The 22,215-nt window shown below is 45.7% G+C and carries 20 protein-coding genes; 17 read left to right on the forward strand and 3 right to left on the reverse strand.

The window, feature by feature from the left end; all coding sequences use genetic code 11:
* Positions 1-238 precede the first annotated feature (238 nt).
* The 10 genes from H6760_00570 (at position 239) to H6760_00615 (ending at position 10,225) form a co-directional block, all read left to right on the forward strand.
* Positions 239-1,306: a hypothetical protein gene (locus tag H6760_00570; GenBank protein ID USN53651.1), complete on the forward strand. Its 1,068-nt coding sequence runs from the start codon at positions 239-241 to the stop codon at positions 1,304-1,306.
* 418 nt (positions 1,307-1,724) lie between these two features.
* Entirely contained in the window at positions 1,725-2,417 is a 693-nt protein-coding gene (locus H6760_00575) for a hypothetical protein (GenBank protein USN53652.1), read from the forward strand.
* 4 nt (positions 2,418-2,421) lie between these two features.
* Positions 2,422-2,955 (forward strand): histidine phosphatase family protein, encoded by a 534-nt coding sequence (locus tag H6760_00580; protein ID USN53653.1) that lies wholly within the window; start codon positions 2,422-2,424, stop codon positions 2,953-2,955.
* Between the two features lie 48 nt (positions 2,956-3,003).
* Complete coding sequence (locus H6760_00585; GenBank protein USN53654.1) at positions 3,004-3,357, forward strand: hypothetical protein; 354 nt, start codon at positions 3,004-3,006, stop codon at positions 3,355-3,357.
* 65 nt (positions 3,358-3,422) lie between these two features.
* A complete protein-coding gene (locus tag H6760_00590) occupies positions 3,423-4,406 on the forward strand; it encodes an EamA family transporter (GenBank protein USN53655.1) in 984 nt (327 codons plus the stop codon).
* A complete protein-coding gene (locus tag H6760_00595; protein USN53656.1) occupies positions 4,366-5,409 on the forward strand; it encodes an L-tyrosine/L-tryptophan isonitrile synthase family protein in 1,044 nt (347 codons plus the stop codon). The genes H6760_00590 and H6760_00595 overlap by 41 nt, the downstream gene beginning before the upstream one ends.
* Before the next feature lie 62 nt (positions 5,410-5,471).
* Positions 5,472-6,512, forward strand: coding sequence for a hypothetical protein (locus tag H6760_00600; GenBank protein USN53657.1), 1,041 nt, complete (start codon positions 5,472-5,474; stop codon positions 6,510-6,512).
* Between the two features lie 86 nt (positions 6,513-6,598).
* A complete protein-coding gene (gene pgeF, locus H6760_00605) occupies positions 6,599-7,297 on the forward strand; it encodes a peptidoglycan editing factor PgeF (protein ID USN53658.1) in 699 nt (232 codons plus the stop codon).
* Between the two features lie 222 nt (positions 7,298-7,519).
* Positions 7,520-7,801 carry an HU family DNA-binding protein gene (locus H6760_00610; GenBank protein USN53659.1) on the forward strand — a complete coding sequence of 94 codons (282 nt, stop codon included), beginning with the start codon at positions 7,520-7,522 and terminating at the stop codon, positions 7,799-7,801.
* Positions 7,802-7,990: 189 nt separating this feature from the next.
* The gene (locus H6760_00615; GenBank protein USN53660.1) at positions 7,991-10,225 is read left to right on the forward strand and encodes a hypothetical protein; all 2,235 of its coding nucleotides are present in this window, start codon (positions 7,991-7,993) and stop codon (positions 10,223-10,225) included.
* 43 nt (positions 10,226-10,268) lie between these two features.
* On the opposite strand, the gene H6760_00620 is transcribed toward H6760_00615, so the two are convergent.
* Both H6760_00620 and H6760_00625 read right to left on the reverse strand, forming a co-directional pair.
* On the reverse strand, positions 10,269-10,796 hold the full coding sequence (locus tag H6760_00620) for a metal-dependent hydrolase (GenBank protein ID USN53661.1): 528 nt from the start codon (positions 10,794-10,796) through the stop codon (positions 10,269-10,271).
* Between the two features lie 2 nt (positions 10,797-10,798).
* The gene (locus H6760_00625) at positions 10,799-11,743 is read right to left on the reverse strand and encodes an FAD-dependent oxidoreductase (protein ID USN53662.1); all 945 of its coding nucleotides are present in this window, start codon (positions 11,741-11,743) and stop codon (positions 10,799-10,801) included.
* Between the two features lie 146 nt (positions 11,744-11,889).
* Here H6760_00625 and H6760_00630 point away from each other — a divergent pair, with 146 nt between their 5' ends.
* The 3 genes from H6760_00630 (at position 11,890) to H6760_00640 (ending at position 14,288) form a co-directional block, all read left to right on the forward strand.
* Positions 11,890-12,249, forward strand: a complete 360-nt coding sequence (locus H6760_00630) for a TraR/DksA C4-type zinc finger protein (protein ID USN53663.1) — start codon at positions 11,890-11,892, stop codon at positions 12,247-12,249.
* Positions 12,250-12,302: 53 nt separating this feature from the next.
* Positions 12,303-12,707 carry a signal peptidase II gene (locus H6760_00635; GenBank protein USN53664.1) on the forward strand — a complete coding sequence of 135 codons (405 nt, stop codon included), beginning with the start codon at positions 12,303-12,305 and terminating at the stop codon, positions 12,705-12,707.
* Between the two features lie 66 nt (positions 12,708-12,773).
* Positions 12,774-14,288, forward strand: coding sequence for a YifB family Mg chelatase-like AAA ATPase (locus H6760_00640; GenBank protein ID USN53665.1), 1,515 nt, complete (start codon positions 12,774-12,776; stop codon positions 14,286-14,288).
* A 101-nt stretch (positions 14,289-14,389) separates the two neighbouring features.
* Here H6760_00640 and H6760_00645 read toward each other — a convergent pair whose 3' ends face one another.
* Positions 14,390-15,733 (reverse strand): M23 family metallopeptidase, encoded by a 1,344-nt coding sequence (locus tag H6760_00645; GenBank protein ID USN53666.1) that lies wholly within the window; start codon positions 15,731-15,733, stop codon positions 14,390-14,392.
* A 211-nt stretch (positions 15,734-15,944) separates the two neighbouring features.
* Between H6760_00645 and H6760_00650 the strand changes: the two genes are divergently transcribed.
* The 4 genes from H6760_00650 to rsmA are packed head-to-tail and all read left to right on the forward strand — an operon-like array spanning position 15,945 to position 22,154.
* Positions 15,945-19,529 carry a leucine--tRNA ligase gene (locus H6760_00650; protein USN53667.1) on the forward strand — a complete coding sequence of 1,195 codons (3,585 nt, stop codon included), beginning with the start codon at positions 15,945-15,947 and terminating at the stop codon, positions 19,527-19,529.
* The gene (locus tag H6760_00655; GenBank protein USN53668.1) at positions 19,529-20,716 is read left to right on the forward strand and encodes an MFS transporter; all 1,188 of its coding nucleotides are present in this window, start codon (positions 19,529-19,531) and stop codon (positions 20,714-20,716) included. Before H6760_00650 ends, H6760_00655 begins: the two co-directional genes overlap by 1 nt.
* Entirely contained in the window at positions 20,716-21,330 is a 615-nt protein-coding gene (locus tag H6760_00660; GenBank protein ID USN53669.1) for a threonylcarbamoyl-AMP synthase, read from the forward strand. Before H6760_00655 ends, H6760_00660 begins: the two co-directional genes overlap by 1 nt.
* Positions 21,331-21,332: 2 nt before the next feature.
* Positions 21,333-22,154 (forward strand): ribosomal RNA small subunit methyltransferase A, encoded by an 822-nt coding sequence (gene rsmA / locus H6760_00665; GenBank protein USN53670.1) that lies wholly within the window; start codon positions 21,333-21,335, stop codon positions 22,152-22,154.
* The last annotated feature ends 61 nt before the right edge of the window (positions 22,155-22,215 follow it).

A 22,215-nucleotide genomic window follows, 5' to 3' on the forward strand; every position in this document is an offset into this window, starting at 1 on the left:
TCAACTAGAGTAGCACAGCACATTAATCAACGTGGGACTGCGTCATGGTGGAACGGGTGTTGAGTCCACTGCCGCCAGCTCAGCGCCTTGTTACGCAGTCCCACCCCTTTCCCGCCGCGCAGCTTGTTGTGAGTCTACCTACCGACACGCTCCTTAGACTCATGACACTGCGCGGCTTTTTCTTTTCCACTTGAATTATTGCGTCGGAGTGCTATACCAAAAGAGTTAGGAAAACATTATGCGCCAAGTACTACTTCTCCTCACTTTGATTTTATTATGTACAGGAGGATTGTATCTAGCGAATACTGCGCAAGCCCAGGAAAAGCCCGAGCTGTTGTTTTTTTACGGCCAAGGTTGTCCGCACTGCGCTGTAGTTGAGCAATATATTGAGGATGAAAATCTTGACGAGCGTTTTCGTATTATAGCGAAAGAGGTGTATGGAGACCCGGAAAATGCTCGCGACCTTACCCAGCAGTTTCAAGTTTTTCACGTGCCAGAGTCAAAGCAAGGAGTTCCCTTTATGGTGCTTGGGGCTAAATATTATGTTGGGGACGTGTATATTATTGAGGCAATAGAAAACTATGCGGATTCGGAAATTATTCATACCGAAGCGCCGAATGTTGCTGAAGAGCAAGGAGACGATCAGCTTCATTTTTTTCCGGTAGTTGGCGCCGCCTTGGTTGATGCTATCAATCCATGCGCTTTTGCTGTTCTGATTATTCTTATGGCTACAGTGATTGCCTCGCAAGACAGGCGACGAGCCTTGCTGGCTGGCTTAAGTTTTTCTTTCGCTATATTCCTTTCATATTTGGCAATGGGCTTTGGTCTGTATTCAGCAATTGCCGCAGCCAGTGCGACGACTTGGGTCACAAAGCTGGCCGCCGGGATGGCAATCTTGCTCGGGTTATTCAATCTCAAAGATGCGCTTTGGTATGGAAAAGGTGTGTTGATGGAAGTGCCAATGTCATGGCGACCTCGGATGAAAAAATTAATTCGCTCAGTCACGCATCCGCTGAGCGCCTTTGGAGCAGGCATTTTGGTAAGCTTATTTCTCTTACCCTGCACCTCTGGTCCCTACATTGTTATTATTGGTATGTTGAGCTCTACGGAATCAATAAACGCGGCAGTCCTTTGGTTGATACTCTACAATGTTATTTTTATCTTACCGATGTTGGGATTAACCTTAGCAGTATATTTCGGATTACAACCGAGTCGGCTTGAAGAAATACGGCAAAGTCGCCTGCGCCTACTTCATGCCATTGCCGGAATCATTTTACTAAGCTTAGGTTTGTATTTGTTGTTGTAGATAAACCAAAACCGACCTGAGCGGCCGGCTTTAGTTTTGACGCGAGACTTAGTAGAGCCCAGCCAAATGGAGCAGGAGGATGAAGACTCCGATAGAGATCAGAAAGAGTCCGAGCCCCGTGGCTGATCCCCAACTGTACCAGGAGCCCCAGGCGCGCCAGGGGAGTTGCGGGTAAGCCTCTCGGTAGCGCTTCCAGTCCTCGAGTTGCTCTTCTTGTTTTTTATCCATAGTTGCCAATGTTTGCTTGATAAGTCGACCTTTGGCAACCCATCTGTGCGGAATGATGTGCCCGTCTGTATGTTCAGGGTTGGAGAACGCGGGCGTGGTGTCAGTTCGCGCATTCGGAGTATAGCGGATGGCAATATTCTGTCAAAAAAGGATAGTAGCGCAGAAGGGGAAATAAGGCTATGCTTCAATCATGAGCTACTATGCTGAGCAAAAAAAGGCTTTTGAAAGGGTAGAAAATGCTGTAAAAAAAGGAAAGGCAGAAGGATCGGTAGTTGACCCGGTACAAGACTATGTTCAGGATAAGCGCTTATCGCTTACGAGCTTGAGTTTTTTGCCTCCGGCAGTGCAGCAAAAAATCTATCATACACTCATTATTCCGCTTCAGGTGGTAGACTCGCAGCAGGCGTATTTTGAAGCACGTAGTCTCCATGTCACGGTGCAAAATATTCGGACAGTCGCTGATCCGCCTCTGTATACTTCAGCTGACATAGAAAAAGCACGCGAGATATTTCATAACATAGTTCCTAAATACCCATTGCTAAAATGTCGACTTGAAGGTTTAAATATCTTTCCTGCAAGCGTTGCGATCCGTGCATTCGTGAGCGAGGAGTTTCGGGATCTGGTGCTTGAGCTGCGCGAAGCTCTACGACGTAATGGTGTGCCAGATAATAAAGTGTATGCTTCTGGAAATGTTATTTTTGGTAATGTTACTTTTGTTCGTTTTACGACTACTCCTAACAAGGATTTTTTTGCCAAAGTCGAGGAGTTAAAAGAGTGTTCATTTGGCGAAGTGCATTTAGAAAAAGTTTCCCTCATGGAGGTCAATGCGCTGTGTCATCCGAGCAGTATGCGGGTCATTGATACTTATTCTTTCCAGAAATAAATACATGCTATATATCACATACTTTGTTCATGGCACCACAACTGACAATGAGCATGATCTTTGTATGGGTTGGGCGCCGGGTCAACTGTCTGAATTAGGGAAGCGGCAAGCAAAAGATCTTGGAGAGCAGGTTGACGCGTCACAGTTTGCAGTCATGTTTTGTTCTGATTTGCAACGGGCAGTTGATTCAGCTGAGCTAGGTTTTGGAGGGATGTTGAAGATAATTCAAGATCAGCGTTTGCGTGAATGCAACTATGGTGACTTAACACAGAGGTCTGAGGATCTTGTGGACTACGCCAAGCATATTGCAGAACCATTTCCAAATGGTGAGAGCTTACATGACGTTGAGCAGCGGATGCGGGAATTTTTAGAAATGCTTAACACTGGCTATGCAGATAAACATGTGGCCCTTATGGCCCACAAGGCACCTCAACTTGCGCTCGAAGTGCTCCTGAATGGAAAAACGTGGGAGCAAGCGATTACGGAAGACTGGCGTAAAAAGAAAGCTTGGCAACCGGGGTGGAGCTATTTGTTTTAGTTGCTATTTTTTTCATAGAGCGCATAATAACATAAGGAGGAAAATTATATGGAAAAAATATTTGGGGTCGACCCGAAAAGTAAGTTCACAGCAGAAGATGTTCGAGACGCTATTGTGGAGTGTTTCTATCAAGCCCATAAAGAGGTGGCTGAGAAGCAATTCCAATTTGCAGGCGAGGATTTTGGTGAAGAAGCATTGAAGAAGATGACCTCTAATTTCACTGAAGGCATAGTACGCCGCGCGTTTACAGAAACAAGTGGTGACTTTTCCCAGCCTACTAAGGCATCTCTACAGAAGGCCATAGATTATATGAAGGAGTTTGCTATGGAATTTCGCACTAAGGAAATTATTGACGCGAATTATCAACAGATTAAAAGCTTGATAGACGGGTTGTCGGAGTAGCCTTGGGAGCTTGCGAAAAAAGGAAAAACAAGTATACTTCGCATACGTAGTGTTCTGATTTTGCTATGCCATATTTTTTCCGTGGACCATTTCTCATAATGATTGCGGCTATGCTGTGGGCCTTAGACGGTTTACTGCGCTCACAGCTTACTGCGTCAATTCCCTCCACCGCCATTGTTTTTTATGAGCACCTGGTAGGCTTTGTCCTTCTTCTCCCTTTTTTCTGGAGAGCTCTACCTAAAGTAAAAACATTGCATCGAGCTGATTGGTTTCGACTCATTTTACTTACCATAGTGAGTAGTGTGCTTGGCACTATTCTTTTTACCGAGGCATTTGCCCGGAGCGCTGTTTCTTATGACTTCATCACTCCAACCTTACTGCAAAAACTCCAACCAGTTTTTGTGGTGCTACTCTCAGCTATTCTCTTACGCGAGCGAGTGACATGGCGTTTCATTGGTTTAGCCATACTCGCTTTAGTAGGTAGCTATATGGTTACTTTTGGATCCGAATCTGTTTCGCTAAGCTGGAGCGGTAAAGAGATAGTGTTTCTCTTATCTATCGGCGCTGCCTTAGCCTGGGGATCGGGTACTATTTTGAGCAAGAAGATTTTAGAGAAGCTTTCATTTAGCGAGGCGACTTCCTTGCGTTTCTTATTAGCCATTCCTATTAGTGCTATCGCGATGCTAACACTTAATCATGGCTATAGTCCGGTGGAAATTTCCGGGGCTTCTTGGCTCCGCTTCGTCGCTATTGGTTTGACTACTGGAGCAGCGGCGATTCTTATCTACTACCGTGGCTTGCGAATTACACCAGCGAAAGTCTCCACTTTTGCTGAGTTGATGTTTCCCGTCACAAGTATTCTCATAGCCGTGACAGCGCTTAATCCCTTTGGCGCGCCGCAGCCCATTAGCTTTGGCCAGGGCCTAGGTATTCTTATCCTCATCGTTTCCATTTTACTTATTGGAACGAGTGAGCTACCCGCGCCTAAAGTAAAAGAGAGTGAAGCATATGAAGGAGCTACCCAGTCCGAGCCAGTATCTACAACATAAACTTGAAACCTGCGGTCAGTATACATTGACCGAGTCTGATCACGCTCTTCTCAAAGAAAAAGGCATGGAGGAGTTTTTGTACGCAAAACTTACTTCCAAGAAATTTCGGAAGTGGAGAATAACTCAAAAAGCAGAAGACCGCATCCGTAATGCACTTTCTGTCACGGTGCCAAAGAATAAGCCACTACAGTTACGTTTTCCCTTTGGGGCATATAAACTTTGGCGCTTGCCATCAAGTCCAGAAGTGGACTGGGCTGAGTTTTTTACCTTGGCGTATTTCTCAGAGTTCCTCGCACCAATTTTAGCCGCATATCAACCGGGGGTGGAGTTGTATTTTTCTTCAGATGAGGTAATTGTCGAACCTATGAACAATGTATCTCGAGAAGAAACAGATGCATACCAAGAATCATTCAGGCGTTTGTTGGCAGAATTTAAAAAGTATTGGCCAAATAATTTCATTGTTGATATTCGACCTGTGCGCAATCTCTATAACAATGCAGAAGAAATTTTCAATGAAGCTCAGCAAATGATTCCGATAATTGAAGAAAGATATGCGGCCATGTCAAAAGAGGAAGTCGCTTCTGCTGAAAAAACCTCAGCCATGAATATTCGCTGGGATGGAGTTCAGGATTGGCAGAAGCTTACTGAGGATGAAAAGAAGGAAAAAATTCACTACGGCACAATATTACACGATGCCTATTGCGCGATTAGCAAACGACAACAATTCATGCGTAGTGACGATACGATTTTACTTTTTGTAAATAGACAAGTTTCTGATGGTATTCCACTAGGTAGCACTAAGAATTCAATTGCGAAGTTTTGGCCGGGCTACGGAGTGTTGGAACAAAAAGAAGCAGGCTATATAGAGAGAGTGCTGACCCCGCAACAACTTACTTCATTGCAGCATGAGAAAGCTCAAATTGAAGCAATCGATTGGCTGCCAATGAAAAACTTTCACGAGATCCAAGTGTATCCTGAGCTGAATTTTACGCTTACTAAATAGTTCTAGACAGGATCCATCAGAACACTTAGTATGCACTAGGAGAACTTTCTTATTGCAGTCGTATGTCACATTTTAGTCCGAGTCAGTATTTACAACATAGACTCGAAAGTTGTGGTCACTACGAGTTGACCGCGTCAGACCATGTTCTACTCAAAGAAAAAGGCATGGAAGAGTTCTTGTACGCCAAGCTTACTTCCAAGAAATTTCGGAAGTGGAGAATTCAAGAAAGTTACCAAAAAGAGATTCGTGAACAGATTCGCTATTGTGTAGAAAAAAATATTCCAATAGAGCCAACTTGGTTTTTTGGTGGATATAAATTATGGAGCTTACCCGGCTCGCCTGAACCAAACTGGGCTGAGTTTTTTACTATCGCATATTTTCTACAATTTATTTCTCCAATCGCGGCGGCTTATTCTCCCGGTGTGACTTTCAAATTTTGGGTTGCTCATGCTTCAATTATGCTGCAGCAAAGCAATATACCCATTAAAGAGTGTATAAAATATAGAGAGGAATTTAATCGATTGCTTTCCTTTTTTAGAAAGTACCTTCCCTCAAATATTGTTGTAGAGCTTCATGACTATTCTGAACTTTATCCAGATCAAAACGAATACGAGCAAGAATTAGAGCAATGTATCCTAAATACAGAAAGAAAATATCACGAAGAATGGACTGAGGATAGAAAAAGAATTAAGAGAACAACTTCAGAATTAAATATACAGTGGTCTGGAGCAGAGGATTGGACCAAGTTGGGTGAAAGTGAAAGAGAAGAAAAGATTTTTCGTGGACCATTGGTTCATGATGGGTATTGTGCTTTATCAAGAGTGAACGAAGCATTACGCGGGTCAGGTAAACTTGACTTGAGTGCTACGCCTTTGCCTTCAGGATCAATTCCAGTTGGCACAAGTGCAAGTTCCGTGACTAAATTCTGGACCGGAGTTGGTGTGCTTGAAAAACATGATAGTCGCTATGTGGAGCGAATTTTATCCCCTCAGCAATGGAATGCTGTTCAGGGTCTATCTGTTCAAATTGAAGCAATCGATTGGCTGCCAATGAAAAACTTTCACGAGATCCAAGTGTATCCTGAGCTGAATTTTTCTCGCTAGATAAGACTGGACAATTTTATCCTCTCTACGTACTATGCAAGTAGTCCGTCTTCAGAATGGCTGTACACAATATTAAGGGGCATAGCATGTTTTCTCGTAATATCTTGATCGCCCTTTCTCAACCTGAGGATGGGGACATGCGGGCGCAAGCGTCCGATGGAAACGGCCTAGAACGCCGTAGGATTTTTTTGGAGTCCGAGGGCTTTAGGTCTGATCAGGCTGTCTACGCTGGACTTGATCATGGCACGAATGTGATTGCAGTCCGCGGGACAGACGCTGGTCAAACTGTTCCAGACGTGGACGGTTTAGTAACGAACGAAGCAGGTCTAGTCCTGGGTCTGACCGTAGCTGATTGTTTGCCAGTTTATTTGTATGACCCAAGGACCGAGGCGATTGGACTCCTCCATGCCGGGTGGCGCGGCTTGGAGCAAGGTGTGCTGAGGCAGGGGATTGAACGAATGCAGCAAAGCTTCCGAGTGCACCCAGAGGATGTATTCGCAGCAATTGGTCCGAGTATCCGATCCTGCCACTATCAAGTAGGCGAGGAAGTGGCGAGACGATTTCGGGCACGCTATTCACTAGCTTTGGAACAGCGGGGACTCGAAACAAGACTGGATCTTACCAGGGTTGCTCGTATGCAGCTCGGTGAGGTAGGAGTCATTGCGCGTCACATCGAGGTTCATCCTCATTGCACCTACTGTCGGCCGGGTTTGTACTTTTCTCGTCGGAGGCAGGGCACAGGCTTTGGTCTGATGCTTGCTACAATCGCACGCTTACCAAGTTAGTCCACCTCAGGTAAAAGCAATCCTTCGGGATTGCTTTTCGCTAATCCTAGCAGAATTTTTTTGGCGTCTTTTCCATTTTGCTCTTTTATTTTTGCACTCTCTTGACAAAGTTTCGTACCGTAGAGGGGCTGTGGATGATTTTACCCCTATAAACATTGGCGGAAATTAACTTTTCGGTTATACTATCTCAAGAACTTTCGATAATTAATTTAAGGAGATGCTATGGCAAAAATGACCAAATCTCAACTCCTCACCATGTTGGCTGAAAAGAGCAACATGTCAAAGAAGGATGTTGGCGAGTTTCTCGACATGCTGGCCCAGATGGCCTATGACGAGACCAAGCGAAATGGCGAGTTTACCCTCCCAGGTCTTGGTAAGCTGGTGAAGAAGCACCGTGCTGCTCGTTCCGGTCGTAACCCTGCTACTGGCGAAACGATCCAGATCCCGGCCAAGACCGTGGTGAAGTTCCGTGTTGCCAAGGCAGCCAAAGAAGCAATTCTGTAATTTCAACAAGATAGTTTCTGATCAAGATCCCCGCGAGGGGATTTTGGTTATGTAGAATAAACTTGATACAAAGGAATTTTTGTGGTATACTTTATGTGAAATAAAAATATGCGGGGGATTTGCAGCTAACAATCAAAACTTCCGAACTCACCAAATGGTGGGGTTTTCGTTCTGTGATAGTAATTTTTTATGCCAAATAAATCATTAAAAAAATCTATGCCAAGTACAAAAGGATCACGCACGGAGGAGGTTGGAGTAAAGACTCGCACTCGAGTTGATACCGCATTTGGTTTGTTGTTGATAGGTGGAGCACTTAGCGTTGGTATGTTTGCCTTTTTCTTCTTTAGCCAGGGATTCTCAAAGGAAGCTACTTCATTTGGCAATAAGGTGAACGAGCAACATCGCGCATCAAGCCTTTGGCCACATGTGAGAACGGCGATTCACTTCAATCATCGGCCTGTAAATAGCACAACAGAGGCAAATTTCTTAGCCACGCACTTTGACTATTATGTTGGTCAAGTCGGTACTTATGCAAATTATTTACGTCAGGTTAATCCAAACATCAATCTGGCCTTTATGCGCAGCGTACGAGCTATTAACAGCGTGCCGGAATTAGAAACTTGGCTGGCAGATCATCCTGAATATGATGAGGAAGAATTTTTCTTGCACTACACCCAAGATACCTTGGTTGGACCTAGTGGAAATCAGATTCTCGTAAAGGGTTGGCGAGAGGAGTGCTCACCAAATTGTGAGCCAGCCGCAACGGCAACTACACGTGAAGAGAGTCGAGTGCCAGATTCTGGTGAGTTTGCCCGGGGTTGGTATGTGCCAAATCCAAACTATGAAGGTCTGCCTGTTTTTCAAGCTGACATGCTTGCTTTGCGACAAAGTTGGTACGGAATTGATGGCACTTTCTTTGATTGGTGTGCTGGAGCATCTGTACAAAGCGAGAATCACCTGAGTCGCACTGCTGAGTATGCCGACATAGATGATTCAGATAATTTTCGCCATCCTTTTGTAGGTGATTCAATCGCTATCATGGATAAGGTTTTGGATCGCTATAACGAGGAATATGCCGATCAGTATGGATCAATTGATTGGATTCCTTGTAACACGGTAGCTGGATATTGGACCTATGATCACGGCAACATTGAAAACAATGACTACCGAGACGCTTTACTTGCCAGCGAGTCAAACAGCGAGTTTTTCTGGGAAGTGTGGATGCAATATAATGATACTTATCCACTTACCTCAGGGCCAAGTCGAGATGTGCATTTGAAGTATCTCAAAGATACCATTGCGCTATCAAACCAGAAACAAACTGGACTCGAATTGGTTGCCCTGGGTGATCAGGCTAGCGATCGAACAAACACCTTCTTACTCGGCTTAGCGTATCTCGTCCAAACACCTGATCGCTCGGTAGTGTCATATCGACTTGATGTGCCAGCTCATAATTCAGATGAGCATCTACAAAATTGGGCCTGGTTACCACAGTTAGCTTACGACATTGGCCAACCTGCTCAGAACCCAGCTGGTATTCGAGATGTCTTTGGCAATCAAAACACCAGTGAATTCTATGAATGGGCGACCGGAGCTGATCCGGGAAATTCAGGACATACCTATTCGATTTATGCTCGACAATACGAGAATGCATTGGTGCTTACCAAAATGCGTCAGGCTCGTGAGGATGCTTGGGGAGATGCAACCGCGACCACGCATGAGCTTGATCAGCCATATCGAGTCTTACGGGCAGATGGAAGTGTAGGAGATGAAGTGAGTCAAGTTACTTTGCGTGATAACGAAGCAGTTATCCTCATTCGTACAGAAGCTCCATTAATCCAAAATGTGCAGACCGACCGTGTCTGGAGCACCCGAGCTTTAATTAGCGCTAAGGTGCAGGACGCACAATCAGTTGTTGTGCAGTACGGTAAGACCACCCAGTATGGCAATGAACTGGTTTTGAAGCGCTCACGGGTTGATGGTACTTACTCCGTCAATATTAATCGCCTCACTCAAGGCACGCTCTATCACTATCGAATAAAGGCAACGGGTCAAAACGGCGCGACAGTGTATTCAAACGATTACAACTTCCGCACGCTGCAGAATTCCTTATCTTTGAAAGATGTTATTCATGTTTTACGAGATGATGGGACCATCGATGTCACCGTGGAATCGCCAAATGCGGATTTAGTCCAGCTGACGTATAACTCAAAGAAAACACCAAACGTTACTGTTACCCTTGAGGAAGCGAGTGAGGGCGTCTTCACCACAACACTTTCTGGATTATTGCCTAATGAGCAATATACCTACAAGGTGCTCACACAACAGGGAAAAACAAAAGCGTATGCCTCGGGCAGTTTTACCCCTCGGAAGATAGATGAAGATATGTTCCCCAGCATCACACGCACGACAGTAGAAGAATAAGCTAATCAAAAAAACGCCTCGGTCATCCGGGGCGTTTTTCGTATCAAACTTTGGGAAGAATGCGTAGAGCGAGTAATACTAAACCTAGACTCAGACTTACAAAAAGCAATTGATCAATGAACCCACCAGTACGAATCCGCAGCATTTTTGGTGGACGCACCCGTAACTTCCATGGATAAAAAAGTGGAATGCCTGATGGCGTAACTCCATCAAGAAGTAGGTGGCTTGCATATCCTATGGCAACCGCAATGATGATAGCAATGGGTGGCTGCCAGAGGCTTGTCAGCGCGATAACTATGCCGAGGGCGAGAAGTGAATGCAGTAGGCCACGATGACCAAAAAGCGCATGGAGGAGCATTCCAAGAGGTCGCAAAAGTGGCAGACGTGGTCCTCGTCGACCAAGCTGAATACTGCTTTGTTGGAGCATTGAATTCGAGGCATCGAGATCAGGCAGGAGTGCGGCCACCCCTCCTATCAGCGTAATGAGAGCGACCTCCTGGCCAGGAAGGCTTGCAGCAAAAGTCCAGGCCGCTGCATTCGCGCCAGCTAAGAAGTGCGTTTTACCGGTCATACTTATTCGTGAGAAAGATTGTTGAGGTAACTCACGGCTGAGAGGGCGGCGGCAACTCCTTGACCAACTGCCACGCCGATTTGCTTGTACGGAGTATTTGTTACATCACCAGCAGCAAAAATGCCAGGCACGCTTGTTTTCGCAGCCATGTCGGTGATAATCTCTCCGGCCTTATTTTTCTCAATATCCTGGATAAAGTCAGCATTAGGAATAGTGCCGATGTGAATAAAGACGCCATCAGCCTCAACGGTTTTTTCCTCACCACTTGCACTGTCTGTATAGCGTACACTTTTTACCTGAGCGTCACCTTCAATTGCCTGAGTAAGTGCGTTATAGCGAATATCTACATTTTGACATTTACTAAGCTTATCAATGAGGACTTGCTCACCTTTAAAGTGGTCGTTCTTATTAATAACAGTAACCTGACTGGCTAGTTCGCTCATCATCAGTCCTGACTCAAGGGCTGAGTTGCCGCCGCCAATAGTTACGACGCGCTTACCTTTAAACAGTGGGCCATCGCAGGTGGTGCAATAGGTTACCCCTTTGCCGCGCAGTTCAGTTTCACCTGCCACACCGAGATGCCGTGGATGAGCTCCTGTGGCAATAATAATTGCTTTGACTTGCCACTGAGCTGGGCCCTGTAGAGTGTCTGCTTCAACTAGGAATCCTTTATCCTGTTTTTGGATGGATTTCACTGTCACGCCTTCTTGTACAGGAATATTGTTATGCTGCAGCTGTTTACGAAATTGTTCAGTCAGAGTGAATCCGTCTGTCGAAGGGAATCCGGTATAGTTTTCAATCTCGCCACTAGTAAAAACCTCACCGCCAATATCCAAACTGACATGAGTGAATTTTAGAGAACGTCGAGCAGCATAGACTGCCGCGGTCACGCCGGCGGCTGATCCGCCAATAATCAAAAGGTCGCTTTGGGTTGGGGTTGAGCTCATACAGGGTAAAACTAAGGAATGAAGCAGTAGGAGTATAGCAGATACTTCCCACCTAATCGAGCGAAAGCAGCACTTTCACTAGTAAAGTAAGGCTTTTTCTGCTATACTACTTATATCAATCATTGATTTTAAAGGTAAGGAACGATATGGACAGCGCAACTCTTGAACAAATCAAAGCCAAATTATTGCAACAAAAGGAGCAGCTACAATCTGAGTTACAGCGAGAATCTTCGCCAACTCCGGATGAGGTAGATGGTCGCACCGCATCTTTCCCTGACTATGGCGATCATGATGATGAAAACGCCTCTGAGGTAGCAGATTATGCGACCAATATGCAGGTGGAGGAAAACCGGGAGGAATTGCTTGCTTCGATAGAAAAAAGCTTGACCGAAATTGAGCAGGGTAGCTATGGGAAGTGTCAGAGCTGCGGCAAAGAAATTGCAGCTGAACGGCTCTTAGCAAATCCAACCGCGCAAACGTGTCTGAGCTGCGCCAATCAAGCTTAAGTCTCTTTAGCAGCACACATCGGTTTAGCATAGTACTAGGCCTTTGCCTTTTGGTGCTTGATCGTTTTTTTAAAGCCCTAGTGCTGCATGGGTTTACTTGGCCAAACCCTGATGCTTGGTTAAGTATTGGATATTATCCAAATCCAAATTTTTTTGCAGATACTAATTTAGCTTACCCGCTCATCATTGGTATTACCACAGTTGTTCTCTTGTTCGTCATTGGACTATTTGTGTATGGCATACGCTATCGTTATCCAGGGATTGTGGCAGCTGGTGTGTGGATTATTCTGGGAGGAATGAGCAATTTTTGGGATCGACTCAAGTATCAGCACGTGCTTGATTATGTTGGTGTCGCACATTGGCCGGTATTTAACATTGCCGATATCCTTATTTTTATCGGCGTGATTTGGTATGGTGTGATTATCCTACGTAGTTGGAAAAGTCAGGGGATGCGTTGACATCCTCGCCAAGTTAAGGTTAATGTATAGACAGACAAGACGGTGGCGCAAAAAGGCCATCGTATTATGTTTCAGAGGATTCGTAGCGCCGCGGTCTATGGTTTAGACGCAGAGTTGGTTGAGGTAGAAGCGTATATTGCGGCAGGGTTGCCGAAATTTTTAGTTGTGGGCTTGCCTGATGCCGCGGTGCAGGAAGCTCGTGAGCGAGTCCGATCAGCAATACTGAGCTCGGGTTTTGATTTTCCCAATCATCATGTGATTGTGAATTTGGCGCCGGCTGATATGCGTAAGGCAGGACCGGCCTATGATTTACCGATTGCTCTGGCTATTCTCTTAGCCTCAGGTCAGATTCCAGCACCTGAGGGTGAGTTGTGCTTTATAGGTGAGCTTGCGCTGGATGGTAGTCTCCGCTCAGTACGAGGCGCTTTACCGATTGCTGAACATATATCTCGCTCAGGTATTCGTGAATTGTTTTTACCAGCTTGTAATGCCCGAGAGGCATCAATCATCTCCGGTTTTGCTATCCGGCCGGTTACAACACTTCAAGACATTGTCGCACATATTCGTGGACAAAAAGAGCTTCCGGTACTACGCGAGCATCTCGACTTTGCTCAGATTCGGAGTGAAGAAAGTTTCCCAGTTGACTTTAGTGAAATACGCGGTCAGCAATTTGGTAAACGAGCCCTAGAGGTCGCGGCAGCCGGCGGCCACAATGTGCTCTTCACCGGTCCACCAGGGTCTGGAAAAACTATGTTGGCCCGCGCTTTACCGAGCATCCTCCCGCCCTTAGAATTTACCGAAGCACTGGAAGTAACCAAGCTCTATAGCGTTGCCGGATTACTCGACGAAAAAGAGCCGCTCAAAATTACCCGGCCATTTCGCCAACCGCATCATACGGCTTCCTCAGCAGCAATTGTAGGTGGAGGGAGGATTCCTAAGCCCGGTGAGATTTCCTTAGCGCATCGGGGAGTGTTATTTCTTGACGAGTTGCCTGAATTTCCTCGACCCGTTTTAGAAACTTTGCGACAGCCCCTAGAAGAAGGTCGAGTTACTATTGCACGTGTTTCAGCGACCTTACAATATCCAGCTGCACATATCTTCTTAGCAGCTCGTAATCCTTGTCCCTGCGGTTTTGCCGGTGATCCTGAGCGTGCGTGTACTTGTCATCCTAGTGCTCGTGTACGATATGCCAAGAGAATTTCCGGCCCATTACTCGATAGGATAGATTTGCACGTGACTATTCCCCGCTTACCAGTTGAGGAGCTTCTCCACACTGAAAAAGGTGAGTCATCGTCAATTATTCGTTCGAGGGTAATAAATGCCCGGAAACGGCAGCTTCATCGGGCTGCGCGCACGCAGGTACAAACAAACAGTGAGCTTCGAAACCGACAGCTAGAAAAGCTCGTGCAGGTAGATGCAGATGCTCGCGCTTTACTTGAAACGGCGGTACAGCGTTTCCAACTATCAGCTCGGGCTTATTACCGCCTCTTAAAAGTAGCACTCACCATTGCAGATTTAGCCAGCAGTGATGAAATAAAAAGTGAACACGTAGCAGAAGCGGTGCAATATAGAGGAAATTAAATGAGAAATAAGAATTTACAAATGCGAAACAAGCACTAATGACACAATCACTAAATTCAAAACTCCTATTTGTTTAGGAATTCGATTTTCTTATTTAGAGCTTAGAAGTAGTTGAACGGATTGGTGCGTCGGCCGTTTACCCAGACTTCGAAGTGCAGGTGGTCGCCAGTACACCAGCCAGTACAACCGGAAATGCCGATAGTTTCGCCCTTGCTCACTGTTTGGCCTACGCTGACATAGGACTTGCTTAGGTGAGCATAGAGGGTTTGCAGACCATTACCGTGGTCGATGATGATGTTATTGCCGTAGCCAGTTCCCCAGTTTGTGCGGACAACTCGTCCTCCATCTGATGCATAAATAGGTGAGGTGCGAGTATGAATATCAATACCGGTGTGACGTGCGCTATAACCCTGGTTAATTTTGTGACTGACCGTAGGCCAGAACATTCCAGCACCAACGTTGGTGGCGGAGGCTGGTCGAGGACCACTGCTGACGCTGCTGGCAACTTGAGTGGAACTAACAGTTGTTTTAGGCGCTGGAGGAGGTTCAATTTTACCGCCCGGAATGATGAGTTGCTGCCCAACTTCAATAGCACTTGCATCAGCCAATTGGTTAAACTCTAGGATATCATCAGCGTTTGCTTCGTACTTCTTTGCGAGCGATGCAATGGTATCGCCGCTTTGTACTGAGTGGACAACACCGCTGACCGGAGGGATTTTTAATGTTTGACCAGGCTTAATGACTGAGGAGTCGTTAAGGTTATTTGCCCAGAGGAGCGTGTTGGTGCTGACAGAAAATTGTGAGGCAATGATACTGATAGTATCGCCACCCTCAACGACATATTCACGGACCTGGTCGCGGGGCACTCCTAATTCGCTGGTGCTTGGGATATTTGCCTTGGCTAGCGCTTCACCACTTCCTTCATTTCGGGCGATAGCTAAGAGCTGACGCTGCTGTTCAGATTCCTCGGTATTTCGATGATAGCGGTCAATTGCTCCGTCGCGGGTGATTGAGCTCAGTGCAGAATTCGGCGCCACCACCGCGTACTCGACATATTCTTCGTCAGTTTCTTGATTATGCAGAATAGTATTTACTAAAGTGCCACTGGCAAAGTCTTCAATAGCGGCTTCTCGAGCTAATACATTATTAGTAAGTACTCCGAAGATTACGACAATAACGACCACGTGAAGCAAATAGCGCGTGGTGATTGGATACCACCATGAGGACTTACTTCCGGCAAGAGATTTCTCAAGCCGTTGGGTTACACGTAAATATTGTCGATAGATTGGAACTGCCAATACCATAAAGGTGGCATTCCAAAACCACGCCAGAGGTTTAAAAATTCCGTAGATAACAATAAGCACGACCAACTTCCAAAGATAGCGGACGAGATGGTAGACGCCAAAAGCTAATTTGAGTACCTGCGATTTGAGCTGTAAACTCACGCGGGGCCTATGTGCCGATCCAGTGTCGACTTGCTTGCAACCGTTTTTTTTCTGCGCAAGGATTAAGGGAACAGCTTACGGGAAAACGCAAAGAACTATACCAGTCTAGGCAATAACTGTCAATCGTATATCGTATGACCTTTTTCCTAAGTTTAGCAGCCGTACTATATAGTTGCGAAAACAGGGGATTTTCAGGTAGACTGAGCCTAGTATGAGTATGAAAAACGTTGTACCGGAAGGGGAATACAACCCAGCAAGTATTGAAGCAAAATGGCAGGAGCACTGGAACAAAAAACCAGATCAGGCTAAGGATTTTGCGCATGATCCAAAGCGCTATCTTCTCATTGAATTTCCTTACCCCTCAGGTGATGGACTGCATGTGGGGCATGTGCGAAGCTATGCCGCTCTCGATGTGTTGGCGCGTTATTCTCGCTTAAAGGGTTTTAATGTGCTTTACCCCATCGGCTGGGATGCTTTTGGTTTACCCACCGAGAATTATGCGATTAAGACTGGCGTACACCCACGTGTTGCGACTGATAAGAATATTGCCACCTTTCGCCGCCAGCTTAAGGCGCTAGGCCTTTCATTTGATTGGTCTCGAGAAGTGGATACAACAGATCCAAAATACTATCGATGGACACAGTGGATTTTTTTGCAGTTCTATAAGGCAGGCTTAGCCTATCAGGCAGAGATTCCTATTAACTGGTGTCCAAAAGATAAAATCGGTTTGGCCAATGAAGAAGTGGTTGATGGCAAATGCGAACGCTGCGGCACTGAAGTAACGCGTAAAATGCAAAAGCAGTGGATGTTAAAAATCACCGCCTATGCAGATCGCTTACTACGTGATCTCGATACAGTTGAGTACGTTGAAAAAATTAAAACACAGCAGAAAAACTGGATAGGTAAGAGCGAGGGTGCTGAAATATCTTTTCAAATAGCTAGTAAGGAGTCGCAAAAACCTCGCTTCGTACTTCTCCATGGTTTTCAGGGCTCAGCTAAAGGTAACTTTTTCCCATGGCTAAAAGATGAGTTGGTCGCAAAGGGCTATGAGGTGGAAGTACCTGAATTACCAAACAGCGCTCATCCGACTGAAGAGGAACAGGTAAGTTATGTACTTGAACATTGTCGCTTTGATGAAAACACCATCGTGTTTGGTCATTCGCTTGGTACAGTCGTGGCCATGAAGGTTATAGAAAAGCTTCCCACAAAAGTAGCTGGCTTGGTTATGGCCGGTGGATTTACCCAGGCTGATTTTTCTGATCACGATCGACCATTCCGCGATACCTTTACATGGAATTTTGATTTCCAGGCGATTCGAGATAAAGCAGGTTTTATAAAAGTGCTACATGACGTGCATGATGATGCCGTGCCCGAGGGAGCTGGAGAGGCTTTAGCAAAAGCGCTCGAAGTGCCGTGCTACAAGGTGACCGCAAATGAAGAGCATTTCTGCGCAAAGCAAGAGCCTTATCTATTAGCGCATCTCATGCCAAACACACTTTTGGTTGGTACGCAAAATCAGGCAAAGGTGGAAATGCTTCGACGAGCATTGGCCCCTTACCCAAATATTCACCTCATCAGTTTAAGTGATATTGGTAAGGTCGATGATCAGGCTTTAGTAGAGGGCGATGACTTTCGTGCTAATGCAAAAATGAAAGCAGATTTTTATCACCGAGCCACAGGTTTACCAACCATATCGACGGATCATATTCTTTGGATAGAGAAATGGCCTGAGGATAATGGCTTCATTACGCATATTCGCAAATTAGCAAATCCGAAATCTGGACGAGCAACAGATGAAGAACTAGCAGAATGGATAAAAAAATTTATCGATAAAAATGGTGAGTCGCGTACAGCCTTTCATTATGCTATTGGTTATGCCGATGAGAAGGGAGTGCAGGGCTTTGTGAGTATTCAGCGCGAATACATGTTGAAGGCTAATCCGGCTAAAGCACGATGGGAAGGCTATGCGGTCGGTGCATTTTTGCGTGACCCCGTGACTGATGCGTATCGAGAAGAGATGCCCGCAGAGATCGCTTTTGATCGCTTCTTCGCCACAGTGCGCAATGAAATTGTGCCGCAGGTTTTCGATATGAGCACCTTGACGGTCTTTACCACACGACCCGATACCATCTTCGGTGTCACGTATATGGTTGTAGCCCCTGAACATGAACTCCTTGCCAAGTATCAATCACACATTACAAATTGGGATGAAGTTCAAAAGTATGTGCGAGAGGCCGCCAAGAAATCCGATATGGAGCGGACCGAGTTGGCCAAAGAAAAAAGTGGCGTTGAGCTCAAAGGTATTCAGGCAGTAAATCCGGCAAATGGTGAAGTAATCCCGATTTGGGTAGCTGACTATGTGCTGAGTTCTTATGGCACCGGAGCGATAATGGCTGTGCCGGCGCATGATCAGCGAGACAATGAGTTTGCAAAAAAGTACTCCCTGCAAATAAGAGAAGTAGTAAGAGGTTTTAATCGTGTAGGAGAGAAAAAAGATATTGTATATTCTGGCGAGGGGGTCCTAGTAAATTCTCAGGACTTTGATGGAGAAAAAAGCGAAGACGCAAAAAAGAACATTGTAAGGTGGTTAGAAGAAAAAGGACTCGGTCATTCAGCAGTCAATTTTAAACTTCGCGACTGGGTATTTTCACGTCAGCACTACTGGGGCGAGCCGATTCCGATTATTCATTGTCCTAAGTGCGGAGCTGTTCCAGTGCCGGAGAAAGACCTACCAGTGGAATTGCCTCATGTAGAAAAATACCAACCCACTAATACTGGGGCTTCACCATTAGCTGCGATCGAGGATTGGGTGCAGGTGAAATGTCCGAAGTGTAAGGGCGAAGCGAGTCGAGAAACCGACACCATGCCGAATTGGGCCGGGAGCTCGTGGTATTTCCTGCGCTATTCGGATCCGCACAATAGTAAAGCCTTTGCTGATAAGAAAAAGCTAGAGTATTGGCTGCCGGTGGATATTTACAATGGTGGCAATGAGCACACCACCCTCCATTTACTCTACTCGCGTTTCTGGCATAAGTTTTTATTTGATCAGGGCTTGGTACCAACTCCAGAACCATACCAGCATCGTCATTCGCATGGGATTGTGTTAGCTGAGGATAATCGCAAGATGTCAAAGAGTTGGGGGAACGTGGTCAATCCGGATGATTATGTGCAGGAGTACGGTGCAGATAGCGTGCGCATGTACGAGTTATTTATGGGACCATTTGAGGATATGATTCCGTGGTCAACCAAGGGTATCGTGGGTGTGCATCGCTTCTTAAATCGTGTGTGGGAACTTTATCGTAAAGTTACAGAAGAGACGGCCCAAGTAACAGAAGAGAGGGACATTCACAAAGCTGTGAAAAAGGTTGGGGAAGACCTCGAGGCTTTTCGTTTCAACACCGCGGTGAGCACTTTGATGGAATATTTTAATCACTTCCGTGATGAAGTGCAGCAGGGTAGGCTCGATAAAGAAGCAGCAGAAAAGTTTCTCGTGATCCTTTTCCCATTTGCGCCGCACCTTGCCTCAGAGCTCTGGGAGCAGTTAGGAAAGAAGAGCGATATTCGCGAACAATCATGGCCAAACTTTGATCCAAACGCTTTACAAGCGGAGACCGTCACGATCGGTGTGCAGATTAATGGCAAAGTGCGCGCCTCCATAAGCCTTTCACCAGAAGCAAGCGAAGCAGAAGCGCTGGAGCTAGCCTTAGCCGAAGAAAATATTCAACGCTATCTTCAAAAGGGACAGCCCAAGAAGGTTATTTATCGTGCAGGAAAAATTCTCAATCTGATCGCCTGATGTCACATCATTTTCCACATACGCAAAGTTTAGAGTATTCGCTTCGACGAGAAGTGACCGAAATTTATCTCAGCGTGACAATCAAGCACTTTGGCTTGGCGCTTTTGTCAGTCTTCGAGGTCATTTATCTTTTCGAGTGGTTTGGATCTTCTCTAGCTTTATTGCTCTTATTCTACGGCATGAATTATGTGCTGCACGCGCTTTTTACTCCTTTTGCTGCCATGCTCGTAAATCGGATTGGCGTGAAAAAGAGTATCCTCCTGGCCAATCCATTTATTATACTGTTTTTCGTTTCATTACTTTTTCTACCTAGCTGGCCCTGGTTAATTATTCCTGCATTACTCAGTATCGCGATTTATCACGCGATTTTTTGGTTGGCCTTTCACATTGATTTTTCGCGATTTGCCAATCCAGAGCACCGAGGTCGGCAGACGAGCATGCTCCTTGCTATACCAATGATTGCGCACGCCATTGGGCCTTTGCTCGGGGGCTTTCTTATTACAGAGTTCGGCTTCTCAGTGCTTTTTCTCGTTGTCATTATTTGTTTAGGAGTTTCCGTTCTTCCGCTTTTCTTTTCTCGAGAGGTACATGAGCCATTTCACTTACACTGGCGACAGACTTTTCACTACGCTTTTTCTTTTCGTCATTGGCGCCGGAATCTTGTTTTTATAGGCGATGGCATTAGCGGAAAGATTAGCGTTGTTGTGTGGCCGGTTTTTCTTTTTCTCGCCATTACAAATTTTGTTGACTTAGGTGTTATTAATTCCGTAGCCTTTTTACTCACGCTATTGATGGGTTTATATATTGGACATTTGACTGATTCGCCACGTCGCCGAGTGGTTTTGACTCTTGGGGCAATTTTTACTTCCTTTGGCTGGCTTGCCCGAATTTTACTCAAAACACCTTGGCAACTTTTTGCCTTTGACGCATATGGTCGGGTTTCTCGCCGGATCATTGATGTACCCTATAATGCACTTTTTTATAAAAGCGCCTATGAACATGGCGAAAATAAAGCAGCTTTTATTGCTTCCTACGAAATAGTAACAAATCTTTTCGGTGGATTTTTCCTTATTCTCCTCGCGGCATTAGCAAATATGGTGGATCCCTTTATTGCCGCTTTTGTTACCGCTGGTATTTTTACGGCCTTTTTCCCAATTATGCCTGACAGTAATAAGAAGGAAAAATAATGCGACGCTTGCTAATCCATGACCCAGAAGCATTATCTACTGCTGTTCGTGCGCTCAAAAACGGACAACTTATTATCTATCCTACTGACACTGCCTATGCTATTGGCGCAGATGCGACAAATGCGGCGGCTGTCCGGGCAGTCCAACAAGTGAAACAGCGTAGCGAGGCAAAACCACTTCCATTAATTGCTGCTGATAGTGCCCAAGTTGCTCAGGTGGCTATTTTACACCCTGATGAAGAGCTGCTGGCGAAGAAACATTGGCCCGGTCCGCTCAGCCTCTTACTTGACCGGAAAGGTGGATTACCAGAAGAAGTCACGTTAGGCCTGCCAAAAGTAGCCATTCGAGTACCACATATGCCGTTTGCTCGTGAGTTAGCCTTGCGACTCGGTCATCCAGTTGTGGCAACTTCAGCAAATATGGCTGGCATGGGCCCAAAGTATGATCCTGATGAGGTGCTGCATGAGCTAGTAAATAATAACCACAGCCCGGTCGTACTGATAGACGGAGGAGTATTAGCAGAAGTACCGCCCTCAACCATTGCGGAGTGCCATAACGGAGAAGTGAAGATACATCGTCAGGGGCCAATTGTGATCCCGGGCGCCACAATATGAGCGTGTATTCGCCAACTCAGTTGCAAGCCCTTTGCCGTCAATTTGGCATACGGCCTCAGCGACGTCGCGGGCAAAACTTTGTTATTGATCAACATTTGATTGATCGTATGCTGCAAGCGGCTGAAATAGACTCCGAGCATCCGATATTAGAAATTGGGCCGGGTTTTGGCGTTTTAACAGAAGCATTAGTGCAAAAAGCGTCTCAGGTAATAGCAATTGAACTAGAAAAAAAGCTAGCTGAACATTTGCAAAAGCGTTTTTCTTCCCAAAAAAATTTGACCATAGTGCAGAATGATTTTCGTTTTACTGATCTTGCTGCGCTGGGTCTCCAAGAGGCGGCATATGATGTAGTGGCTAATTTGCCGTATCAAATAACCTCCTTAGTTATTCGGCGTTTATGTAGCACGCATCCTCGTCCACGTCGTATCACCCTGCTCGTGCAAAAAGAAGTAGCTGAAAGGATTATTGCGCCATCAGGAGAGGCAAGCACGTTAAGTATTGCGGTGGCTTTTTATGCTCAGGCAAAGCTGGTCAGAACCGTTTCTCCGGCAGCTTTTTGGCCGCGGCCTCAGGTGAAATCAGCTATTCTGCGTCTTGATTTGCATAGTACCATTCCAAATGTTGACGAAAAACGCTTTTTCTCCATTGTGCGTTCGGCCTTTCAAGGTAAGCGCAAAAAATTGCGCAATTCACTTGCTTCAGTACTCGGAGTTGAACCAATAAAAGTCGAGGAAATATTGAGAAAACAGGGTATAAATCCAGAAGTACGAGCTCAAGATCTCTCACTTGAGAACTGGTTGACAATCGCACAAGAAAAGCTTTGACGTAGCGGGACGAAAGTGCTATAATGATGGGGATTTCAAAAGGATTTTTTTCACTACACGA

The organism is Candidatus Nomurabacteria bacterium, assembly GCA_023898465.1.
Taxonomy (GTDB): Bacteria; Patescibacteriota; Patescibacteriia; order HK-STAS-PATE-3; family HK-STAS-PATE-3; genus HK-STAS-PATE-3.